The 21,498-nt window shown below is 72.8% G+C and carries 17 protein-coding genes; 11 read left to right on the forward strand and 6 right to left on the reverse strand.

Features of this window, described 5'->3' with window-relative positions; genetic code table 11:
• Positions 1–646: 646 nt before the first annotated feature.
• From VGO20_RS05570 to VGO20_RS05595, 6 genes are all read left to right on the forward strand, one after another.
• Positions 647–2,959: an ATP-binding protein gene (locus VGO20_RS05570; RefSeq protein WP_327501310.1), complete on the forward strand. Its 2,313-nt coding sequence runs from the start codon at positions 647–649 to the stop codon at positions 2,957–2,959.
• Between the two features lie 5 nt (positions 2,960–2,964).
• The gene (locus tag VGO20_RS05575; RefSeq protein WP_327501311.1) at positions 2,965–3,420 is read left to right on the forward strand and encodes a response regulator; all 456 of its coding nucleotides are present in this window, start codon (positions 2,965–2,967) and stop codon (positions 3,418–3,420) included.
• A gap of 4 nt (positions 3,421–3,424) precedes the next feature.
• Positions 3,425–5,944: a response regulator gene (locus VGO20_RS05580; RefSeq protein ID WP_327501312.1), complete on the forward strand. Its 2,520-nt coding sequence runs from the start codon at positions 3,425–3,427 to the stop codon at positions 5,942–5,944.
• Complete coding sequence (locus VGO20_RS05585) at positions 5,941–6,564, forward strand: biliverdin-producing heme oxygenase (protein ID WP_327501313.1); 624 nt, start codon at positions 5,941–5,943, stop codon at positions 6,562–6,564. The genes VGO20_RS05580 and VGO20_RS05585 overlap by 4 nt, the downstream gene beginning before the upstream one ends.
• A gap of 55 nt (positions 6,565–6,619) precedes the next feature.
• Positions 6,620–7,495, forward strand: coding sequence for an SAM-dependent methyltransferase (locus VGO20_RS05590; protein WP_327501314.1), 876 nt, complete (start codon positions 6,620–6,622; stop codon positions 7,493–7,495).
• Positions 7,496–7,592: 97 nt separating this feature from the next.
• Positions 7,593–8,807 carry a multidrug effflux MFS transporter gene (locus VGO20_RS05595; protein ID WP_327501315.1) on the forward strand — a complete coding sequence of 405 codons (1,215 nt, stop codon included), beginning with the start codon at positions 7,593–7,595 and terminating at the stop codon, positions 8,805–8,807.
• A gap of 4 nt (positions 8,808–8,811) precedes the next feature.
• On the opposite strand, the gene VGO20_RS05600 is transcribed toward VGO20_RS05595, so the two are convergent.
• Positions 8,812–9,543 carry a class I SAM-dependent methyltransferase gene (locus VGO20_RS05600; protein ID WP_327501316.1) on the reverse strand — a complete coding sequence of 244 codons (732 nt, stop codon included), beginning with the start codon at positions 9,541–9,543 and terminating at the stop codon, positions 8,812–8,814.
• A gap of 133 nt (positions 9,544–9,676) precedes the next feature.
• Here VGO20_RS05600 and VGO20_RS05605 point away from each other — a divergent pair, with 133 nt between their 5' ends.
• Positions 9,677–11,038, forward strand: a complete 1,362-nt coding sequence (locus tag VGO20_RS05605; protein WP_327501317.1) for a TldD/PmbA family protein — start codon at positions 9,677–9,679, stop codon at positions 11,036–11,038.
• Positions 11,039–11,041: 3 nt separating this feature from the next.
• Here the strand turns inward: VGO20_RS05605 and VGO20_RS05610 are convergent, their stop codons facing one another.
• From VGO20_RS05610 to VGO20_RS05620, 3 genes are all read right to left on the reverse strand, one after another.
• Positions 11,042–13,657 (reverse strand): TRAP transporter permease, encoded by a 2,616-nt coding sequence (locus tag VGO20_RS05610; protein WP_327501318.1) that lies wholly within the window; start codon positions 13,655–13,657, stop codon positions 11,042–11,044.
• 76 nt (positions 13,658–13,733) lie between these two features.
• The gene (locus VGO20_RS05615) at positions 13,734–14,711 is read right to left on the reverse strand and encodes a TAXI family TRAP transporter solute-binding subunit (RefSeq protein ID WP_327501319.1); all 978 of its coding nucleotides are present in this window, start codon (positions 14,709–14,711) and stop codon (positions 13,734–13,736) included.
• Between the two features lie 67 nt (positions 14,712–14,778).
• Positions 14,779–16,113: an aspartate aminotransferase family protein gene (locus tag VGO20_RS05620; RefSeq protein WP_327501320.1), complete on the reverse strand. Its 1,335-nt coding sequence runs from the start codon at positions 16,111–16,113 to the stop codon at positions 14,779–14,781.
• A gap of 167 nt (positions 16,114–16,280) precedes the next feature.
• Between VGO20_RS05620 and VGO20_RS05625 the strand changes: the two genes are divergently transcribed.
• Positions 16,281–16,556, forward strand: coding sequence for a GNAT family N-acetyltransferase (locus VGO20_RS05625; protein WP_327501321.1), 276 nt, complete (start codon positions 16,281–16,283; stop codon positions 16,554–16,556).
• Here the strand turns inward: VGO20_RS05625 and VGO20_RS05630 are convergent.
• Positions 16,538–17,437 (reverse strand): HpcH/HpaI aldolase/citrate lyase family protein, encoded by a 900-nt coding sequence (locus VGO20_RS05630; protein ID WP_327501322.1) that lies wholly within the window; start codon positions 17,435–17,437, stop codon positions 16,538–16,540. The genes VGO20_RS05625 and VGO20_RS05630 overlap by 19 nt on opposite strands.
• A gap of 108 nt (positions 17,438–17,545) precedes the next feature.
• Here VGO20_RS05630 and VGO20_RS05635 point away from each other — a divergent pair, with 108 nt between their 5' ends.
• The 3 genes from VGO20_RS05635 to VGO20_RS05645 all read left to right on the forward strand — a co-directional run bounded on the left by VGO20_RS05635 (position 17,546) and on the right by VGO20_RS05645 (position 20,470).
• The gene (locus tag VGO20_RS05635) at positions 17,546–18,352 is read left to right on the forward strand and encodes an SDR family NAD(P)-dependent oxidoreductase (RefSeq protein WP_327501323.1); all 807 of its coding nucleotides are present in this window, start codon (positions 17,546–17,548) and stop codon (positions 18,350–18,352) included.
• 90 nt (positions 18,353–18,442) lie between these two features.
• Positions 18,443–18,712, forward strand: coding sequence for a helix-turn-helix domain-containing protein (locus tag VGO20_RS05640; RefSeq protein ID WP_327501324.1), 270 nt, complete (start codon positions 18,443–18,445; stop codon positions 18,710–18,712).
• Positions 18,713–18,799: 87 nt separating this feature from the next.
• Positions 18,800–20,470, forward strand: coding sequence for a SulP family inorganic anion transporter (locus tag VGO20_RS05645; RefSeq protein WP_327501325.1), 1,671 nt, complete (start codon positions 18,800–18,802; stop codon positions 20,468–20,470).
• Here the strand turns inward: VGO20_RS05645 and VGO20_RS05650 are convergent, their stop codons facing one another.
• Entirely contained in the window at positions 20,471–21,415 is a 945-nt protein-coding gene (locus VGO20_RS05650) for a diacylglycerol/lipid kinase family protein (RefSeq protein WP_327501326.1), read from the reverse strand. It lies immediately after the preceding gene.
• Between the last annotated feature and the right edge of the window lie 83 nt (positions 21,416–21,498).

Genomic DNA, 21,498 nt, shown 5'->3' on the forward strand with positions numbered 1-21,498 from the left:
CCGGGGGCGTCAAGCCCGAAGCCGCCGAAGGCGGGGGCGCGCAGCGCCCGGCTTTACGCCCCTGGACCGACGAGGCCATCATCACCCTCGGCTCAAGCCGTTGCTCTCGCCCTTGACTCAACGGTGGGGAGTCCTCTCCCGCAGGGAGAGGGAATATTTCTGCATGTCTTTGTTCAGCAAAAAATACTGATCTGGTCACCCGGCTTCACCTTTCGGCTCGCGTCGGAGAGGGGGCCGTCGACCGCCACCCCCACAAACCCCCACAAACCCCCACAAACCCCCACGCTCGTGCGCGAACCCGTGGCGTGACGGTCGCTGCCCCCGGCCGGCGCGCCGGCCCCACCCCCACGCGACCCCCACGAACCCCCACATACCCCCACGCCGAAGCCGATTGCGGCCCGGGGCCGAAGACCATACATTCGCCCCGCGGCAGCAGGCGGCCGCCCCGTGCCCACCATCGCGACCGGTCCATGCAGCCATCCCCGATACCGCAAGCCCCCCTCCCGGAGGGTGCACCCCGTTCCGGGAACGGCGGCCGCAACCGGGGTGGGACGCGCGCGGACGGGCCGGCCGATGGAACCAAACACGTTCCTCCACGTACATTCCGCATGGCCACCACCAGCGCGAAGGCGCGGAACGACGCGGCATGAGCGAGACCCCGGATAGCGGCTCCCGGGCGCCCGACACCGGCGCGGACCTGACCGCCTGCGAGCGCGAACCGATCCACATCCCCGGCAGCATCCAGCCCTACGGCGTGCTGCTCGCCCTCGACCCGGCCGACGGGCGGCTGCTGCAGGCCAGCGCCAACGCCCTCGACGTGCTCGGCGTCGAGGCCGCGTCGGCCGTCGGGCGCACGGTCTGGGATCTGCTGCGCGGCCGCGGGGCCGCGACCCTGCGCGCGCTCGCCGCCCGGACCACCGGCCCCGCCGCCCAGGTGGCGCCCGCGGTCGAGCTGACGGCCGGGGACGGCCGGCGCCTGTTCGACGCCGTCGCCCACCGCTCCGGCGGCACCCTGGTGCTGGAGCTGGAGATCGCCGACGAGGCGTGGCCCGGGCAGCTCGACCAGCCCTACGCCGTCCTGCGCGACTTCGTCGAGGCGCTCCAGCGCGTCGACCGCGTCGACCGCTTGGCCGAGCTGACCGCACGCGAGGTGCGCGCCGTCACCGGCTTCGACCGCGTGATGATCTACCGCTTCGACGCCGCCTGGAACGGCACCGTCATCGCCGAGGACCGCAACGACGCCCTGCCCTCCTATCTCGACCTGCGCTTTCCCGCCTCCGACATCCCGGCCCAGGCGCGCCGGCTGTACGAACGCAACCGCCTGCGCCTGATCGCCGACGCCGGCTACCGGCCGGTGCCGATCGTGCCGGCGGCGAACCCCGACACCGGCGAGCCGCTGGACCTCGGCGGCTCGGTCCTGCGCTCGGTCTCGCCGGTGCATCTGGAATACATGCGCAACATGGGCACCGCCTCCTCGATGTCGGTGTCGGTGCTGCACGAGGGGCGGCTGTGGGGCCTGATCTCCTGCCACAACGCCGTCGCGCGCCGCGTGCCCTACCCCGTGCGCCAGGTCTGCGACTTCCTCGGCACCGTCTTCTCGCTCCAGCTCACCATGATCGAGCGCGCGGCCGACGCCGAGTACCGCATGGAGCTGCGCCGCGTCCAGTCCGCCCTGCTCGCCGCCATGGCGGCCGAGGACCAGTACCTGGACGGGCTGAAGTCCTCGGCCGGCCCGCTGATGGCGCTGACCGCCAGCCGGGGTGCCGCACTCGTGACCCGGGACGAATGCGTCCTGATGGGCACGACCCCGACCGAGGCCCAGGTGCGCGCCATCGTCGACTGGCTGTCCTACCAGCCGCTCGACGACGTGTTCTCGACCGACGCGCTGTCCACCGTCATGCCCGGGGCCGACGCCTTCACCGACGTCGCCTCGGGCCTGCTCGCCATCTCGATCTCGCGCTTCCAGAACAGCTTCCTGCTGTGGTTCCGGCCCGAGGTCGTGCAGACCGTGAAATGGGGCGGCGACCCGAACAAGCCCGCCACCGCCCCGGCCGAGGGCGAGAGCGGGGCCGACGGCGAGCCGGCGCGCCTGCACCCCCGCAAGTCGTTCGAGACCTGGAAGGAGACGGTGCGCCTGCGCTCGCCGCCCTGGCACCCCGCGGAGCTGGACGCCGCGCGCGAGCTGCGCGCCGCCGTCGTCGAGGTCGTGCTGCGCAAGGCCGAGGAGCTGGCGGCCCTGGCCGAGGAGCTGCAGCGCAGCAACAAGGAGCTGGAGGCCTTCTCCTACTCCGTCTCCCACGACCTGCGCGCACCGTTCCGCCACATCGTCGGCTATGCCGAGCTGCTGAAGGACCGCGAAGGCGCGAACCTCAGCGAGCGCGGGCGCCGCTACGTCGAGACGATCATCGAGTCCGCCTTCGGCGCCGGCACGCTGGTCGACAACCTGCTGAGCTTCTCGCAGATGGGGCGCGCCTCGCTGACCCCGGTGCCGGTGGGGATGAACCAGCTCGTGCGCGAGGCGCGCTACCGCCTCGAGCCGGAGACCGCCGGCCGGCGCATCGAGTGGCGCGTGCACGCGCTCGGCACCGTGCGGGCGGACCCGGTGTTCCTGCGCCAGGCGGTGCAGAACCTGCTGTCCAACGCCATCAAGTACAGCCGCGGCCGCGACCCCGCCGTGATCGAAATCGGGCGCGAGGACGGCGAGGCGGGGCCGGTTTTCTTCGTCCGCGACAATGGCATCGGCTTCGACATGGCCTATGTCCACAAGCTGTTCGGCGTCTTCCAGCGCCTCCACCGCATGGAGGAGTACGAGGGCACCGGCATCGGCCTCGCCAATGTGCGCCGCATCGTCGAACGCCACGGCGGACGGGCCTGGGCGGTGGGCGAGCTCGGCCGGGGCGCTACCTTCTATTTCACGCTGCCGGACCTGACCGGCGACCACGCCGTGGGAAAGGATTGAGAGGCATGGCGGATCTGAAACCGATCCTGCTCGTCGAGGACAACCCCAAGGACATCGAGCTGACGCTCGCCGCCCTGGAGAAGAGCCAGCTTGCCAACGAGGTGGTGGTGCTGCGCGACGGGGCGGAAGCGCTGGACTACCTGCGCTGCACGGGACCGTTCGCGGACCGCCTGGGCGGCACCCCCGCGGTCGTGCTGCTGGACCTGAAGCTGCCCAAGGTCGACGGGCTGGAGGTGCTGTCGGCGATCAAGAACGACCCGAAGCTGCGCTCGCTGCCGGTCGTGATGCTGACCTCCTCGCGCGAGGAGCGGGACGTCGTGCGCAGCTACCAGCTCGGCGTCAACGCCTTCGTCGTGAAGCCCGTCGACTTCCGCGAGTTCTTCCAGGCGATCCAGGAGGTCGGCGCGTTCTGGGCCGTCCTGAACGAGCCCCCGCCCGGCCTCGGTCTGCGGGCCCTCTGACCCGATGAACAGCCTCGCCCCCCGCGTCGCCGACGCCGAGTCCCCGATGCGGGTCCTGCTGCTGGAAGACAGCCCCCTCGACGCCGACCTGATCCGCGAGCACGTCTCGCGCGCCGGCCCGCCCGTCCTGATCGACCATGTCGGCGACCGCGGGACGTTCGAGGGCGCGCTGCGGAGCCGGACCTACGACGCCATCCTCGCCGACTACGTGCTGCCGGGCTTCAGCGGCGACGCGGCGCTGGACATCGCCCGCGTCGTGGCGCCCCAGACCCCGTTCATCTTCGTCTCCGGCACGCTGGGCGAGGACGTCGCGGTCGAGGCGCTGAAGCGCGGCGCCACCGACTACGTGCTGAAGTCCCGGCTGCAGCGCCTGCCCTCCGCGCTGGCGCGCGCCGTCGCCGAGGCGCGCGAGCGGGTCGAGCTGGCCCGGACCGGGCAGGCGCTGCGCGCCAGCGAGGCGTGGCTGCGCCTGGCGCTGGAGGCCGGGCGGCTCGGCACCTGGGAGATGGACGCGCGCACCGGCCGCCTGCTGCGCACGGACTATTTCGGCCGCCTGTTCGGCTATGGCGACGGGCAGCCGGAATGGACCCCCGAGACGCTGCTGTCCCACGTCCATCCCGAGGACCGTGACGCGCTGGAGCGGGAGTTCCGCCGCGCCGCCGCGGCCAATGCCCAATGGCATGCCCAGTGCCGTCGCCGGCGCGCCGGCGACGGCGAGACGCGCTGGGTCGAGTTCTCCGGCGGGCCGGCGCCGGGCGACGGCGGCCGGCTGTCCGGCATCGTCGCCGACATCACCGAGCGCAAGACCGCCGAGACGGCCCAGCGCCTCGCCAACGAGACGCTGGAACGCCGCGTGGCCGAGCGCACCGAAGCGCTGGCCGGCATGGTCAACCGCCTCAACGCCGAGATCCTGCAGCGCGAGCGCACGGAATCGGCGCTCCTCCAGGCGCTCAAGATGGACGCGATCGGCCAGATGACCGGCGGCGTCGCGCACGACTTCAACAACCTGCTGACCATCCTGGTCAGCCATCTCGACCTGATCCAGCACAGTGCCGACGACGCCGGCCGGGTGCGCCATCTGGCGGCGGCCGCCCTCGACGCCGCCGACCGCGGCGTGCGCCTGACCGGCCACCTGCTGGCCTTCGCCCGGCGCCAGGCCCTGCGGCCGGAGACCGTCGGCGTCAACCGCCTGATCCGCGACTTCGAGCCGCTGGTCCGCCGCGCGCTGGGCGAGGCGGTGGAGCTGTCCCTGGACCTCGACCCCGAGGCCGGCTCCTGCCACATCGACCCGACCCAGTTCGAGGTCGCGATGCTGAACCTCGCGGTGAACGCCCGCGACGCCATGGGCGAGAGCGGCCGCCTGACGATGCGCACGACCCGGCGCCGGCTGGACGGCGCCGACGCGGATGCCGCCCAGCTCGAGCCCGGGACCTATGTCGAGGTCGCGATCGCCGATACCGGCCCCGGCATCCCTGAGGACATCATCGGCCGCGTGTTCGAGCCCTTCTTCACCACCAAGGGCGTCGGGCGCGGCAGCGGCCTCGGCCTCAGCCAGGTCTACGGCTTCGCCCGCCAGTCCGGCGGCGGCGCCGTGATCGAAAGCGAGCCCGGCGCCGGCACCCGCGTCGCGCTGTACCTGCCATGCGCCGCCGGCCAGGAGACCGAGCAGGTCCGCGCCAATCCCGCGGAAGGCGCGCTGCAGGCCGGGCGCGGCGAGCTGGTGCTGGTGGTCGAGGACGACGACCTGGTCCGCGCCGCCACGACCGAGGCGCTGGGCGAGCTCGGCTACCGCGTCGCCGTCGCGGCCGACGGCGCCCAGGCGCTGGCGGCGCTGGAGCGCGAGCGGCCGGACATCCTGTTCACCGACCTGGTGATGCCGGGCGGCGTCAGCGGGCTCCAGCTCGTCGCGACGGCGCGCCGGCGCTGGCCCGACCTGCCGATCCTGATGACGTCCGGCTACACCGCGCCCGACACGTCCGGCGGTCCCGCCGACGTCCCCACCGGAGTTCCGCTGCTGAGCAAGCCGTACCGCCGCGCCACCCTGGCGCAGGAACTGCGCGGCCTGCTGGACGCCGCCCCCGAACCGCCGACCGCGCCCGCGCCGCCGCCGCCCCCGCCGGCCAACGCGAACCAGGCCGACGCGGAACCCGGCGGGTCCGGCCCCGCCGACGGGCTGCGGGTGCTGCTGGTCGAGGACGAGTCGCTGATCCGCATGGCCTGCAGCGACGCCCTGATCGAGCTCGGCCATTTCGTGGAGGAGGCGGGCGACGGCCCCGAGGCGCTGGCGGCGCTGGACGCGGGCCGGCGGTTCGACGTCCTGATGACCGATGTCGGCCTGCCCGGCATGCGCGGCACCGAGCTGGCCCGCCTCGCGCGCGAGCGTTACCCCGGCATCTGGGTCGTCTACGTCACCGGGCAGGCGCCGGGCGGTGGCCTCGACGCCGAGCCGCGCACGCTGGTCCTGTCCAAGCCCTACCGCCGCGAAGACCTCGAGCAGACGCTGCGCCGGGTGCCGCGGACGTGACGGTGCCCGCATCGGGAAGCACCCGCGACGCGCTTCGCTCCGCGACGCACGAGCGGCACGAGGCGCTGCACGCGGCCGGGCCGTTCGCGGCGCTGATGGACGGGCGGCTGACCCGCGAGGGTTACGGCCGGCTCCTGCTGCGCCTCTACGGCTTCCACCGGCCGCTGGAGGACGCGCTGCTCGCCCCCGAGGCCTCTGCCGAGCTGGCGCGCTTCGGCCTCGACCCCGCGCGCCTGAAGCGCGCCGGCCGGCTGCGCCTCGACCTCGCGGCGCTGGGGATGGGGCCGGACGAGATGGACGCAGCACCCCGCGTGGCGCTTGCGCCCGCGGCGGCACCCGGCTGGGCGATGGGGCGGCTCTACGTGCGCGAGGGCTCGACGCTCGGCGGCCGGGTCATGGCCCGCCGGCTCGACGGGCTGCTCGGTTCCGGCGACGCCGCCCGCCTGTTCCTGGCGGGTGCCGGGGCCGGCGCCGGAGATGGCGGCGACGTCGGGCTGTGGCGGGACTGCTGCCGCGCCGTCGAGGCATGCGGGGCCGACCCGCGCCGGCGCGCCGCCATGGTCACCGCCGCCCTCGACGTCTTCGAGCGCTTCGCCGACTGGTTCCGGGCCTCCCCCTGACCCGACGCGCGCCGCGGCGTGTTACGCACACGCATGCCAGCGGGGGGGACGGGACATGGGCGACGGCTTCGAGTATTTCCGCGACCACCACGTCGAGAACATGGAGCGCATGTTCGCGGCCGTCAGCGACCTCTACGCCCGCTACTGGGACGACTTCTTCCACTTCGCGATCCACGAGGACCCCGGCGAGAGCCGCGAGCGCGCGTTCGAGCGGACGCACCGCCGCTACATGGAGGCGTTGCGGATCGAGCGGGCGCGCTCGGCGGCGGACCTCGCCTGCGGGCGCGGCGGCTTCGCGAACGTGCTGGCGCACCACGCCGCCGGCACGGTGCTCGGCATCGACGTCTCGCCGGCGCAGCTCGCCCAGTGCCGGCGCTTCCAGCGCCCCAACCTGGCCTTCCGGCGCCACGACATCATGCGGGTGCACGAGCTGGGACAGCGCTTCGACGCCGTCTCCTTCCTGGACGCCGACTGCTACCTGCCGGACAAGGGCCTCGCGGTCGAGCGCATCGCCTCGGTGCTGGAGCCGGGCGGCCGCTTCCTGCTGCTGGCCTGGTGCAAGCGCGACGGGCTCAACGCCCTGCAGGAGGAGCTGGTGCTCCATCCCTTCATGCGCGCCTGGGGCGTGCCGGGGCTGGAGACGCCGTCCGGCTACCGGCGCCACTTCGCGCGCGCCGGCCTGCGCCTGCTGGAGGAGAGCGACCTGAACGAGGCCGTGCGCCCCAACTGGGACTACGGCTACCGCCGCGCGGTCGAAGGCGTGGCCGAGCTGTCGGCCGCCGACCTGCCGCGCTTCCTGTGGCAGGGCGTCGTCCAGGGCCCCGACAGCCTGCGCCTGGTCAAGGAGCAGTTCGCGGCCGCCCTCTACATCAAGGCGGGCTTCGACGCCGGCTTCCTGCGCTACGTCCTGTTCCTGGCCGAGAAGGCGTGAACGCCGGCGCAGCCCTGCCATGCCCCGCGGCGGGCTTGGTCCGGGCGTGCGGTATGCATACTCTTGCAATGGCCCGTCCCGACCGAACCGAAGACCGATGCCAGAGCCCCTCTCCCGGCCGCCTTCCGTCGCCATGCTGGTCGCGTTCACCGCGATCGGGCCGCTGGCGCTCAACCTGCTCGTGCCGTCGGTGCCGGGCATCGCGGCCGACCTCGACGCCAGCTACGCGACCGCGCAGCTCACGCTGACGCTCTACCTCGTCGGCATCGCCGCCGGCCAGCTGCTGTACGGCCCGCTCTCCGACCGGTTCGGGCGCCGCCCGGTGCTGCTCGCCGGGCTCGCGGCCTTCGTCGCGGCGAGCGCCGCGAGCGCGCTCGCCGGCTCGATCGGGATGCTGATCGGCGCCCGCATCGCCCAGGCGGTCGGCGGCTGTGCCGGCATGGTGCTGAGCCGCGCGATGGTCCACGACGTCTACGGCCGCGAACGCTCGGCCTCCGTGCTCGCCTACGTCGTCATGGCCATGGCGGTCGCCCCGGCGGTCGCGCCGGCGCTGGGCGGCTTCCTCGACGCCTGGTTCGGCTGGCGCGCCGGCTTCTACCTGACCAGCGCGCTCGGCGCCCTCGTGCTGGTGTGGGCGGTGTTCCGCCTGCCCGAGACGTATCACGAGCGGCGCGCGCTGCCCGACGCGCTCAGCATGCTGCGCGGGTTCGGCGGGCTGCTGTCGTCCCGGGCCTTCCTGGGCTTCGCGCTGACCACCAGCTTCGCCTCGGCCGTCTATTTCGGCTTCCTGGCCGGCGCGCCCTACGTGATGGACACGCTGCTCGGCCTCGGGCCCGAGACCTACGGCCCGCTGTTCGTCCTGATCTCGCTCGGCTACATGGCCGGCAGCTTCTTCGCCGCGCGCATGTCCGTGCGCATGGGGCCCGAGCGCATGCTCGTGCTCGGCACCCTGATGGGGCTGGGGGGCACGGTGCTGATGGTCGCCCTCACCGCCCTGTTCGGCGCCGGCCAGTGGTCCCTGTTCCTGCCGATGGCGCTGGCCGCGGCCGGCAACGGCGTCGGCAACCCCAACGGCGTCGCCGCCGCGATCTCGGTCGACCCGCGCGCCGCCGGCACGGCGTCGGGGCTGCTGGGGGCGCTGCAGATGGGGGTCGGCGCCATCGCCACGGTGATGGTCGGCGCCGTCCAGGGTTCGAGCGCGCTGCCGATGACGCTGATCCTTCTGGGCTTCGCCATCGCCTCCCTCATGACGCTGGCGCTCGCCGTGCGCGGCCGGCGCGCACAGGCACGGCCCCTGGCCGCGGCGGACTGACAGCCTAGGACCGCCGCTTCAGCACCAGGGCGAAGGCCCCGCGCGCGGCCGGCAGCGGCAGGCGGGAGGCCGCGCGCATCAGGGCGCGCACGGCGGCAGGCGGCGCCCCCTCGCCCTCGTGGCTGGGCAGCCCCGGCAACGCGTGCAGCCCCTCGGGTTCCAGCCCGCAGGACCGGGCGAGGCGGGCGAGGCCGCGCGGGGACAGGTGGCGGTCGCCCTCGAACAGCCGGGCGGGCGCGCCATGCCTGAGCCGATGCCACAGGAACGCGGGGTTGGCGGGGTGCGGGGCGACGATCACGACCCGCCCGCCCCCGGCCGGCCCGCCCCCGGCCAGCCGGTCGCGGCACGACGCGAGCGCCGCCGCCCGGTCGGGCAGATGCTCGATCACGCCCAGCAGCAGCACCGCGTCGAAGGGCTCCGTCCCCGTATCGGCCGTCACGGCGTCGCCGGTGAGGAAGCGGAGGTTGGCGATGCCCGCCGCCTCGGCATTGGCGCGCGCGCGGTCGATCATGGCGGGGCTGAAGTCGACCCCGACCCCCTCGCCGATCGCGGGGGCGAGGGCGACCAGGTGCTGCCCGGTGCCGCAGCCGAGCTCCAGGACCCGCCGGCGCCCGGCGCACAGCCGCTCCAGCAGGGCGAGCCGTGCCCGGAACTCCGCCGCGCGCGGGGAGTGGCGGCCATGCTCGGCGTCCCAGGTCGGGGCGAAGCGGTCGAAGGCGGCGGGGCTGCTGCGCATCGTTCTCGGTCCGGTGACGACGGCCGGCGGCGACGGCTGGGCGCGCCGGCTGTTCCCGGAAGAATACGCCGCCCCTTCGAATCTGTCCCGGCATCTGCTAACCCAGGGGCGGAACACGGAACCGGAGAAGACCATGACCGCTGCCCCCAAAGGCGCACCGACCCTCTCGGGCCTAGACCTGCTCTCGTTCATGATCGACAGGGCGAAGGCGGCCGGGGCGGATGCGGCCGACGCGGTGACCTTCGACTCGGCCTCGCTGGCGCTCTCGCAGCGTCTCGGCAAGCCCGAACGGCTGGAGCGCGCGGAGTCCGGCGACCTGGGCCTGCGCGTCTTCGTCGGCCACCGCCAGGCGATCGTCTCCACCACCGACCGCACGCGCTCCGCGCTCGAGGAACTGGTCGAGCGGGCGGTCGCGATGGCGCGCACCGTGCCCGAGGACCCGTATGTCGGGATCGCCGACCCGTCGCAGCTCGCCCGCGAATGGGACGACCTCGACATCTGCGACCCGGTGGAGCCCGCGGCCGAGGAGCTGATCGAGCAGGCGCGCCGCGGCGAGGAGGCGGCCCTGGCCGTCCCCGGCGTCAACAACTCCGAAGGGGCCGAGGCGGGGTGGAGCCGCACCACGGTGGCGCTCGCGGCCAGCAACGGCTTCTCCGGCGGCTACTCGCTGTCGCGGCGCAGCCTGTCGGTCTCGGTGCTGGCCGGCAGCGGCACCGGGATGGAGCGGGACTACGACTTCTCCTCCAAGGTCTACGGCGCCGACCTCGACGATGCGGAGGCGCTCGGCCGCTCGGCCGGCGAGCGCGCGGTGCGCCGGCTCAACCCGCGCAAGGTGCGCACGGCCCGCGTGCCGGTCGTCTTCGACCCGCGGGTCTCGCGGGGGCTGCTCGGCCATCTCACGGGCGCCATCACCGGGCCGGCGATCGCGCGCGGCACCAGCTTCCTCAAGGACCGGCTGGGCCAGCAGGTGTTCGCCGCCGGCATCACGATCGTCGACGACCCGCACGTGCGCCGCGGCATGCGCTCCAAGCCCTTCGACGGCGAGGGGGTCGCGACGACGCGGCGCAACCTCGTCGACGGCGGCCGGCTGACGACCTGGCTGCTCGACCTGCGTTCGGCCCGCCAGCTCGGGCTGGAGACGACCGGCCATGCGGCCCGCGGCACCTCCTCGCCGCCGACGCCCGCCCCGACCAACATCTACATGCAGCCGGGCTCCAGGAGCCCGGAGGCGCTGATCGCCGACATCGGCCAGGGCCTCTACGTGACCGAGCTGATGGGCATGGGCGTCAACGGCGTGACCGGCGACTACAGCCGGGGTGCCGCCGGCTTCTGGATCGAGAACGGCGAGATCGCCCACCCGGTCAGCGAGCTGACGATCGCCGGCAACCTCAAGGAGATGTTCCTGAACGCCGAGCCGGCCGACGACCTCGTCCTGCGCTACGGCATGGACGCGCCCACGGTCCGCATCGAAGGCATGACCGTGGCCGGCCAGTAGCCGTCACGCCTGCTGGGCGGCCGCGACCATGGTCCCGGCCGACCCGGCGCCCGGGCGCCGCCGGCGCTGGAGCAGCACGACGACGCCGAGCAGGGCGAGCGCCGGCAGGAACATCCAGTGCTTGGCCGGGCGCACGGCCGGGATCTCCGCCCCGAGCACGACGTTGTCGAGCTCCAGGCCGAGCCGGTCGGCGGTGCTGCCGAAGCGGACGTCGTCGACGATGATCGCCCCGTCCCACGGGGCGAGCGTCAGCCCCGCCGCGGCGAGCCGCGCCTCGCCCGGGCCCGGCCCGCCCATCGGCAGCTTCACGACCTTCTCCACCACCCGGCCGGTGCGCGATTCCGCCTCGACCCGCAGGCGCAGGAACCCGCCCTCGGGCAACGCCTCCGCCAGTTCGGCGACGCGCTCCGGCCCGGCGGCCGCGTAGGGCGGGTACAGCATGTCCATCCAGAAGCCGGGCCGGAACAGCGTGAAGCACACCAGCAGCAGGGCCACCGTCTCGTACCACCGGCTCCTGACCAGGAAATGGCCCTGGGTCGCGGCGACGAACAGCAGCATCGCCGCCAGCGCGCTGGCGGCGACCAGGATCGCGTGCAGCGGGCCGGTGATGCCGATCATCAGCAGCTCGGTGTTGAAGATGAACAGGAAGGGCAGCAGCGCCGTGCGGATCGCGTAGACGAAGGCCTGGGCGCCCGTGCGCACGGGGTCGGCGCCGGAGATCGCGGCGGCCGCGTAGGAGGCGAGCCCGACCGGCGGCGTCACGTCGGCCATCAGGCCGAAATAGAAGACGAACAGGTGCACCGCGACCAGCGGCACGGCGAGGTCGTTCTGGGCGCCGAGCTCGACCATCACGGGCGCCATCAGGGTCGCGACCACGACGTAGCTCGCCGTCGTCGGCATGCCCATGCCCAGCACGATGCAGATCACCGCCGTCAGCAACAGCATCACCATCAGGCTGCCGCCCGACAGGAAGCCCACCAGCTCCGTCATCACGAGGCCGATGCCGGTCAGCGACACGGTGCCGACGACGATGCCGGCCGCGGCGGTGGCGATGCCGACCCCGGTCATGTTGCGCGCCCCCGCCACCAGCCCGTCGACCAGGTCCGCGAGCCCCGCGCGCAGGGGCTCGCCGAGCCGCGTCTCGCCCCGGAACAGGGCGGTCAGCGGGCGCTGGGTCACGACCACGCCCATCAGGAACAGCGTCGCCCAGAAGGCCGAGAGGCCCGGCGACATGCCCTCGACCATCAGGCACCAGACCAGCACCACCACCGGCAGCAGGAAGTGGAGGCCCGTACGCGCCGTCTCCACGAACCCCGGCAGCGTCAGCAGCGCGCCCTCGGTCTCGTCGACCGCGAGGTCGGGATAGCGCGCCCGGTAGGAAACGAGGCCGACATAGACGAGGACGAGCAGCGCGCCCAGCACGGGTGCCGCCGCCGCGCCCAGCACGCCCTTGGTCCAGCCGACGCCCCAATAGACGGCGCCGGCCAGGATCACCATGCCGGCGAAGCCCAGCCCGGCCCCGGCGAGCGCACCCGGCCCGCGAGAAGGGCGGCTGCGCGGCACGCCCCTCAGCCCCATCTTCACCGCCTCCAGGTCGACGATGTAGAACAGCGCGATGTAGGAGATGATCGCCGGCAGGAACGCGTGCTGGACGAGCTGCGCGTAGGGGATGCCGACATATTCCGCGATCAGGAAGGCGGCGGCGCCCATGACGGGCGGCATGATCTGGCCGTTGACGCTGGCGGCGCACTCCACCGCGCCGGCCTTGGTCGCGGGATAGCCGACCCGCTTCATCAGCGGGATCGTGAAGGTGCCGGTCGTCACCACGTTCGCGATCGAGGACCCCGAGATCAGCCCGGTCATGCCCGAGGACACGACCGCCGCCTTGGCAGGGCCGCCGCGCATGTGGCCGAGCAGCGCGAAGGAGAGCTGGATGAAGTAGTTGCCGGCACCGGCCTTGTCGAGCAGCGAGCCGAACAGCACGAACAGGAACACGAAGCTGGTCGACACGCCCAGCGCCACGCCGAACACGCCTTCGGTCGTCAGCCAGTACTGCGACATCGCGCGCGAGACCGAGGCGCCCTTGTGGGCGATCAGGTCGGGCAGCCAGGGACCGGCGAAGGCGTAGCCGATCATCACCAGGGCCACCACCGTCAGCGCCGGGCTGACCGCGCGGCGCGCGCATTCCAGCAGCAGCAGCAGGCCGGCCGCGGCCACCCACAGGTCGAGGGACGTCGGCAGCCCGGGACGCAGCGACAGACCGGCATAGAACAGGTAGAGGTATCCCGCCGAGAACGCCCCGCCCAGCGCCAGGAGCCAGTCCGCCACCGGGACATGGGCGCGCGGGCTGGAGCGGAAGGCGGGATAGGCGGTGAAGGTCAGGAACACCGCGAAGGCGAGATGGATCGAGCGCGCCTCGGTGTCGTTGAGAATGAACAGGTTCAGCGCGAAGGGCAGCGGCGAGGCGTACCAGAGCTGGAACAGCGACCAGGCGAGCGCCACCAGCATCAGGAGCTTCGCGGCAGCGCCTCCGGGCTTGCGCCCGCCGAGATCGGCCTCTTCGACCATGGCCTCGAGGGCGGCGCGGTCGAGCTCGGTCCTGGCCGGCGGTGCAGTCATGGAAAGCCTCTGGTTCTGCAGACGGGTGCGGAGACGGGAGGGGCGGTCCCGCGAGGAACCGCCCCGGCGGCCGGACCTACATCCAGCCCTTCTCCTTGTAGTAGCGCACCGCCCCCTCGTGCAGCGGGGCCGACAGGCCGGCCTGGATCATCTGCTTGGGCTCCAGGTTGGCGAAGGCGGGGTGGAGCTTCTTGAACTCGTCGAAATTCTCGAACACCGCCTTGACGACGCGATAGACCGTCTCGGCCGGAGTGTCGGCCTTGGTGACGAAGGTGGCGGCGACGCCGTAGGTCGACACCGGGTCGGGGTTGTTGGCATAGAGGCCGCCCGGGATCGTCGCGCGGGCGTAGTAGGGCCGCTCGGCCACCAGCTTGTCGACGGCGGGCCCGGCCAGCGGGATCAGCTGCGCGCCGCAGGCCGTGGTCGGGTCCTGGATGTTGGCCGACGGATGGCCGACGGCGTAGAAGAAGCCGTCGATCTTGTTGTCGCACAGGGCCGGGCCATGCTCGTCGGGCCGCAGCTCGGACGCGAGCGAGAACATGGACAGGTCCGTGCCCATGGTCTTCAGCAGCTCCTCCAGCGAGTTGCGCGTGCCCGAGCCAGGATTGCCGACGTTGAAGCGCTTGCCCTTCAGGTCCTCGAACGCCTTGACGCCGGCATCCGCCCGCGCCAGCACCGTGAACGGCTCGGGATGGACCGAGAAGACCGCGCGCAGTTCCTCGTACGGCCCGGCGTCCTTGAAGCCCGCCTCGCCCTTCAACGACTGATACTGCACGTCCGACTGGGCCATGCCGAAGTCGAGCTCGCCCTGGCGCAGCGCGTTGACGTTGAACACCGAGCCGCCGGTCGATTCGACCGAGCAGCGGATGCCGTGCTCCTTGCGGTCCTTGTTGACGAGGCGGCAGACGGCGCCGCCGACGGCGTAGTAGACGCCCGTCACGCCGCCGGTGCCCACCGTGACGAAGTTCTGCTGGGCCGCGGCGGGGCCGCCGAAGCCCGCCAGCATGCCCGCGGCGCCGAAGGCCGCGAGCGCGAGTCTCGTTCTGGACAGCACGTGTGTTTCTCCTCGGAGGGTCATCGGCCTCCCCTTTCGGGTAGCCCATAAAGTGGTATGACCCTCCTCAGCCCGCCACGTCAAGCAGCGCCGCGTCCACGGCGGCGGCGAGCCGGTCGGCGACGGCGTCCAGGTCGTCCTCGGAAACGATGAAGGGCGGGGCGAGCAGGACGTGATCGCCGGACCGGCCGTCGACCGTCCCGCCCATGGGGTAGACCAGCAGCCCGCGGGCCATGGCCTGCCGCTTGATGCGCGCATGCAGCCTCAGCCCCGGGTCGAAGGGCTCGCGCGTCGCCCGGTCGCGCACCAGCTCGATCCCCTGGAACAGGCCCCGGCCGCGGATGTCGCCGACATGAGGGTGGTTGGCGAACCGGTCGCGCAGCCGCTCGTAGAGCCCCCGGCCGCGCCGGGCGACGGTCTCCAGCAGACCGTCGCGCCGGATCACCGTCTGGACGGCCAGCGCCGCCGCGCAGGCGACGGGATGGGCGAGATAGGTGTGGCCGTGCTGGAAGTAGCCGGTGCCGTCGAGGACCGTACGGTAGATCCGTTCGGCGACCAGCACGGCCCCGATCGGCTGGTAGCCGCCGCCGAGCCCCTTCGCGACCGTCATCAGGTCGGGGGCGATCCCCTCCTGCTCGCACGCGTGCAGCGTGCCGGTCCGTCCCATGCCGCACATCACCTCGTCCAGGATCAGCAACACGCCATGGCGGTCGCACACGTCGCGCACGCGCCGGAAATATCCCGCGACCGGCGGCACCGCGCCGAGAGTGGCGCCGACGACCGTTTCGGCGACGAAGCCGGCGACACGGCCGGGCCCGAGGCGAAGGATTTCCGCCTCGAGCTCGGCCGCGAGCCGCCCGGCATACTCCTCCTCCGTTTCCCCTGGGGTCTGGCCGCGATAGGCGTAGCAGGGCGAGACATGGGCGACGTCGACCAGCAGCGGCGCGAAGGGCGCGCGGCGCCAGGCATTGCCGCCGACCGCGAGCGCCCCCAGCGTGTTGCCGTGGTAGCTCTGCCGCCGGGCGATGAAATGCACGCGCTGCGGTTCGCCGTTGTCGACGTGGAACTGGCGGGCGAGCTTCAGCGCCGCCTCCATCGCCTCCGACCCGCCGGAGACGTAGTAGACCCACCCGATGCCCGGCGGCGCGGTCTCGACCAGGAAGTCGGCAAGCCGCTCGGCGGGCTCGGTGGTGAAGAAGCTGGTATGGGCATAGGCGAGGCGGCCGGCCTGGTCCCGCAGCGCGGCGGTCACTTCGGGATGACCGTGCCCGAGGCAGGAAACGGCAGCGCCGCCGGACGCGTCGAGATAGCGACGCCCCTCGGCGTCGATCAGATGGACCCCCTCGCCGCCGACGGCGACGGGCATGGACGTCTTGGGATCGCGGTGAAAGATGCGGGTCACGGGGGACACTCCTGGCAGAAGCATTCGGCGCCAGCTCTGCTTATAGGGCCATTCCGGCCGCCCGTCATGATCCGTCCCCCGGGCGCTGAGCCGCCCATCTACCTTCGCCGGGCGTTGCGGCGGCGGCGCGAACACTCACATAGGAGGAGGCCATACGGAGACGCGACATGGAAAACAGCGTGAGGGACAACGCGGCGCGCGGCCGCTACGAACTCGACGTCGAGGGGCAGACGGTCTTCGCCGACTACCGGCGCGACGCGGATACCGTCGTGATCCGCCACGTCGAGGCGCCGCCGTCGCTACGCGGCACGGGTGCCGCCGGGCGGTTGATGCAGGGCATCGTGGAGACGATCCGCAGCGAAGGACTGAAGGTCGTCCCGCTGTGCAGCTACGCCTCGGTGTGGATGCGCCGCCACCGCGAGCATCACGACCTGCTGGCCTGATCCAGCTCCGCCGCGCGCGCCAGCAGGCGCAGCGCGGCGGCGTAGGTAGGCACCTCGGCGAGCAGGCCGTCGACCTCGGCGCGGTCGCGGCCGGCGGCACGCGCCGCCTCGAAGGCGGCGACGATGCGCCGGGCGCGCACGACCTCCTCGGCGGACGGGGTCAGCACGCGGTTGATCGACGGTGCGTGCCCCGGGGAGACCAGCGACTTGGCCTTGTAGCCGAGCCTGCGGGCCGTGCGCGCCTCCGCCTCGGCACCAGCCTCGTCCCCGAAGATGTAGGGGCAGTCGATCGCGAGCACCCCGGCGGCGACGCACTCCACCAGGAAGCGGGAGCGCACATAGGACAGCTCCAGCCCTTCGCGCGTCCGCTCGGCCCCCAGGTCGGCGACCATGTCCTCGCTCGCGACCAACGCGCCCGTGACGCGCGCGCTTGCCCCGGCGATGGCGGCGGTCCGCACCAGGCCGGCGGCCGATTCGACGTTGGGCACGAGTTCGGTGGAGCCGGCGGCGATCCCGAACTCCGCCTCCAGCGCCGACACCGCCGCCTCCAGCGCCACGACCTGCTCCGGGCGGGCGACCTTGGACATCATGACGATGTCGGGCCGGCCGGCCATCGCCGCGCGCAGGTCGTCGCCGCCGACGGTCTCCAGCGGGTTGACCCGCACGGCGGCCAGGACGCCGGCCGCGCGCCATGCCGCGTAGACTTCGGCCGCGAGCCCGCGCGCCTCGCCGCGGCGCTCGGCCGGGGTGAAATCCTCCAGCTCCTGTATCAGCACGTCGGCGCCCGAACGCGCCGCGTCCAGGAGGGCGGAGCGGTCGGCACCCGGCAGGAACAGCCAGGACCGCCGCAGATGGGGGGCACGGCGCGGCGCAGGGATCATGGCGGGTCCTCCGAACGGCGAAATGCGCCGCACGCGAGCAACCATGAGTCGCGGGCCGTGCGGGCCTCGATCATACTTAACCCGTCGAACGCAGAGGAGGAACGGGTCATGGCGGGACGGTTGGAAGGCAAGGTCGCGCTGGTCGTGGGCGCCGGGTCGAGCGGACCGGGCTGGGGGAACGGCAAGGCGACCGCCGTGCTGTTTGCCCGGGAAGGCGCGCACGTGGTCTGCGCCGACCTGAACGAGGAGGCTGCCCGGGAGACCGCCGCCCTGATCGAGGGCGAAGGCGGCACCGCGCTCGCCGTCCGGGCCGACGCCGCGCAGTCGGCCGAGATGGAGCGCCTGGTCGCCCTCGCCGTGCAACGGTTCGGGCGCATCGACGTCCTCGACAACAATGTCGGGATCGCCGAGGTCGGCGGCGTCGTCGAGCTGTCCGAAGCGGTGTGGGAGCGCGTGCTCTCGGTCAACCTGAAATCCTGCTTCCTCGCCATGAAGCACGTCATCCCGGTCATGGAGGGCCAGGGCGGCGGCTCGATCGTGAACATCTCCTCCATCGCCTCCATCCGCCACATCGGCGTCCCCTATCCCGCCTACGCGGCGTCCAAGGCGGCGATGAACCAGCTGACCCGCGTCACCGCCGTCCAGTACGCCGCGCGGAGGATCCGGGTGAACGCGGTGCTGCCCGGGCTGATGAAGACGCCGATGGTCGAGCGCTCCGCCGGCCTCGCGGCGAGCTACGCCGATGGCGACGTCGAGGAGATGTGGCGCCAGCGCGACGCGATGGTCCCGATGGGCCACATGGGCGACGCCTGGGACGTGGCCCATGCGGCGTTGTTCCTCGCTTCCGACGAGGCGCGCTACGTCACCGGGATCGAGCTGGTCGTCGATGGCGGCATCACTCTGAAATGCGACTAGGGATGCAGGGATCAGACCTTAGGAGTGATGTCTTGAACATCATCCCTGAGGCCTGATATATATGCCCTGCTGCATGGACGAGGACCCCGCATGATGACCGCCGCGCAGATGCGCGCCGCCCGTGCCCTGCTCGGCATGGACCAGAAACAGCTGGCGGAGCTCTCGGGCGTGTCTCTGCCGACCATCCAGCGGATGGAGGCGAGCGAGGGCAACGTGCGCGGCGTCGTGGACACGCTGACCAAGGTCGTCGAGGCGCTGGAACGCGCCGGCGTCCAGCTGATCGGCGACGACGCGGCGAGCGTCGGGGGCGGGCGCGGGGTGCGTCTCAGGGAGCCCGCGCCGAAGACGCCGCCGGAGTAGCGATCGTCCAGGCAGCACGTCGCGACGGCGACCGCCGACCCAGGGCCGACGATCCCGCCGCATCCCGCGGTAAGAGAAAGCATCGTCATGGCCTCCCGGCCCGCCGACCCGACCTTCACCGAACTGTTCACCCCGAAACTGGTCACCGTCCTGCGTGAACGCTACGGGCCTGCCGACTTGCGCGCCGACGCCGTCGCGGGGCTGACCGTCGCCATCGTCGCCCTGCCGCTGTCGATGGCGATCGCGATCGCCTCCGGCGTCACGCCCGACCGCGGCCTCTACGCCGCGATCGTCGGCGGCTTCATCGTCTCCCTGATGGGCGGCAGCCGCTTCCAGATCGGCGGACCCGCCGGCGCCTTCATCGTCCTCGTCGCCGCGACCGTCGGGCGGCACGGCGTCGACGGGCTGATCCTGGCGACCCTGCTCTCGGGGCTGATCCTGGTCGCGATCGGCTTGCTGAGACTCGGCACCTTCATCAAGTACATCCCCTATCCGGTGACGGTGGCCTTCACCGCAGGCATCGCGGTCATCATCTTCGCCAGCCAGCTCCGCGAGCTGCTGGGCCTCGACCTCGAGAGGGAGCCCGGGCCGATCGTTCCCAAGCTCGCCGCCATTGCCGACGCCCTGCCGACCGCCACCCCCTCGGCCGTGGCAGTGGCGCTCGTCACGGTCGGCGCGATCGCGGCGACGCGCCGGTTCCGGCCGCACTGGCCCGCGATGCTGATCGCGGTGGCCGTCGCCTCGGTGGCGAGCTGGGGGCTGGGCCTGCCGGTCGAGACGATCGGCTCCCGGTTCGGCGGCATTCCCGGCTCCCTGCCCGCCCCCCATCTGCCGGCCCTCTCGACGGACAAGGTCCTCGCGGTACTCCCCGACGCGCTGGCCTTCGCGCTTCTGGGCGGGATCGAGAGCCTGCTTTCGGCCGTCGTCGCCGATTCCATGAGCGGCCGCCGGCACCGCTCGAACTGCGAACTGGTGGCGCAGGGGACCGCGAACGTCGCCTCCGCCCTGTTCGGCGGCATCTGCGTGACCGGCACCATCGCGCGCACGGCCACCAACGTCCGGGCGGGCGCACGCGGCCCGGTCGCCGGAATGCTGCATTCGGCGTTCCTGCTGCTGTTCATGCTCGCGGCGGCACCGCTGGCGAGCTACATCCCGCTCGCGGCGCTGGCCGCCGTACTCGCGGTCGTCGCCTGGAACATGGCGGAAAAGCACGAGCTCCTGGCATTGCTGCGCTCCTCGCGCGGCGATGCGGTCGTGGTGCTCGCGACGTTCCTGCTGGTGGTCCTGCGCGACCTGACCGAGGGCATCCTGGTCGGGTTCGGGCTGGGTGCGCTGCTGTTCCTGCACCGCATGGCCCAGGCGGTGGAGGTGCAGGTGGGCGATGATCGGGCCGACGCCGGCGACGACCGCCGACCCTACGACCCGGACGCGGCCGCCGACCCGGACGTGGCCGTCTGCCGGATCTCGGGAGCGTTCTTCTTCGGCGCCGCCGCGAATGTCGGGGCGGTGCTCGACCGGCTGGCGGAACACCCGAAGGCCTACGTCCTCGACGTCTCCGGAGTGCCGGACCTGGACTCGACCGCGGCGACCACGATCGAGGGCTTCGTGCGCAAGGTGGAGCGCCGGGGCGCCGCCGTCTACGTCGCTGGGGCGCGGCGGCCGGTCCGACGCGTGCTGCTGACGCACGGGGTCCGCCCGCCGCGGGTCCGCTTCAAGCCAACGCTGGCCGGTGCGCTCGCCGCCGCGCGGGCCCGCTGATCAGCCCTGGCCCGGGCCCCGGGCCGGCGGCGCGACCACCGCGAGCGGGCGGGGCGCCACCCGGACCTCCAGCGGAAGGCGCGCGATCACGTCGCCGTCGCCCTGGACGGCCTCCCCGTCCGGCCCCTCGACCAGCGCATGCTCGGCCCGCACCACCGCATAGTCCCTCATGCGGTGGATGGTGCCGAGCACGACGCCCGCCGTATAGCGCAGCGCATGCCAGCGGCCGATGCGCGGGAACAGGCACACATGCAGGCAGGGATCGTCCAGCCGCACGTCCGGCGCGCAGACGAAGCGGCCGCCATAGAAATGCCCCTTGGCCAGGATCACCGCCCCGACCTCCCAGCTCCGACCGTCGACCGTGACGCGGTAGGAGCCGGATCGGCCGAGGGCGAGCTGGCGCAGCGTCTCGACCGCATAGGCCCCCTTCCCGGCGATCCGCTTCAGGATCGGGTCCACCTGCTCGACGACATGGGCGTCCAGGCCGGCCCCGGCCATCATCGAGAACGCCCGCCCGTTGGCGAGGCCGGGATGGATCAAGCGCGGCCGCCCGCGGGCGATCACCTCGGCGACGCCGGCCGGATCGAGCGGCAGGCCCAGCTCGGCCGCCAGTACGTTCGCCGTGCCGAGCGGAATGATGCCGAGCGGTACCGGCCCGCCCGCCGCCGACCGGCCTACGAGGCCGTTCACGACCTCGTTGATGGTGCCGTCGCCGCCGGCGGCGACCAGCATGTCGCACTGGGAGGCGACGAGTTCACGCGCCATGCGCTCGGCGTCGCCGCGCGCGCCGGTATCGAGCACGCGGACCGCCGCGCCGGCCGCGGCGAGTGCCGCGAGCGTGGCACGGAAGCGCCGGCGGCGGCGGGCGCCCGCGACGGGGTTGTGGATGACGAGCAGCCGGCGCGCCGACGGTGGAAGGACGACTGGAACGGACGGCAGGGTCAAGGGCGGACCTCGAACGTGTCGGAACGGTTACACTCAGAATTCAGAAATAAGCAGCATATATTTCAGTTCAGAGAAGATTTTCC

The sequence above is a fragment of the Arenibaculum sp. genome, from assembly GCF_035998295.1.
Taxonomy (GTDB): Bacteria; Pseudomonadota; Alphaproteobacteria; order Azospirillales; family Azospirillaceae; genus DASYHS01.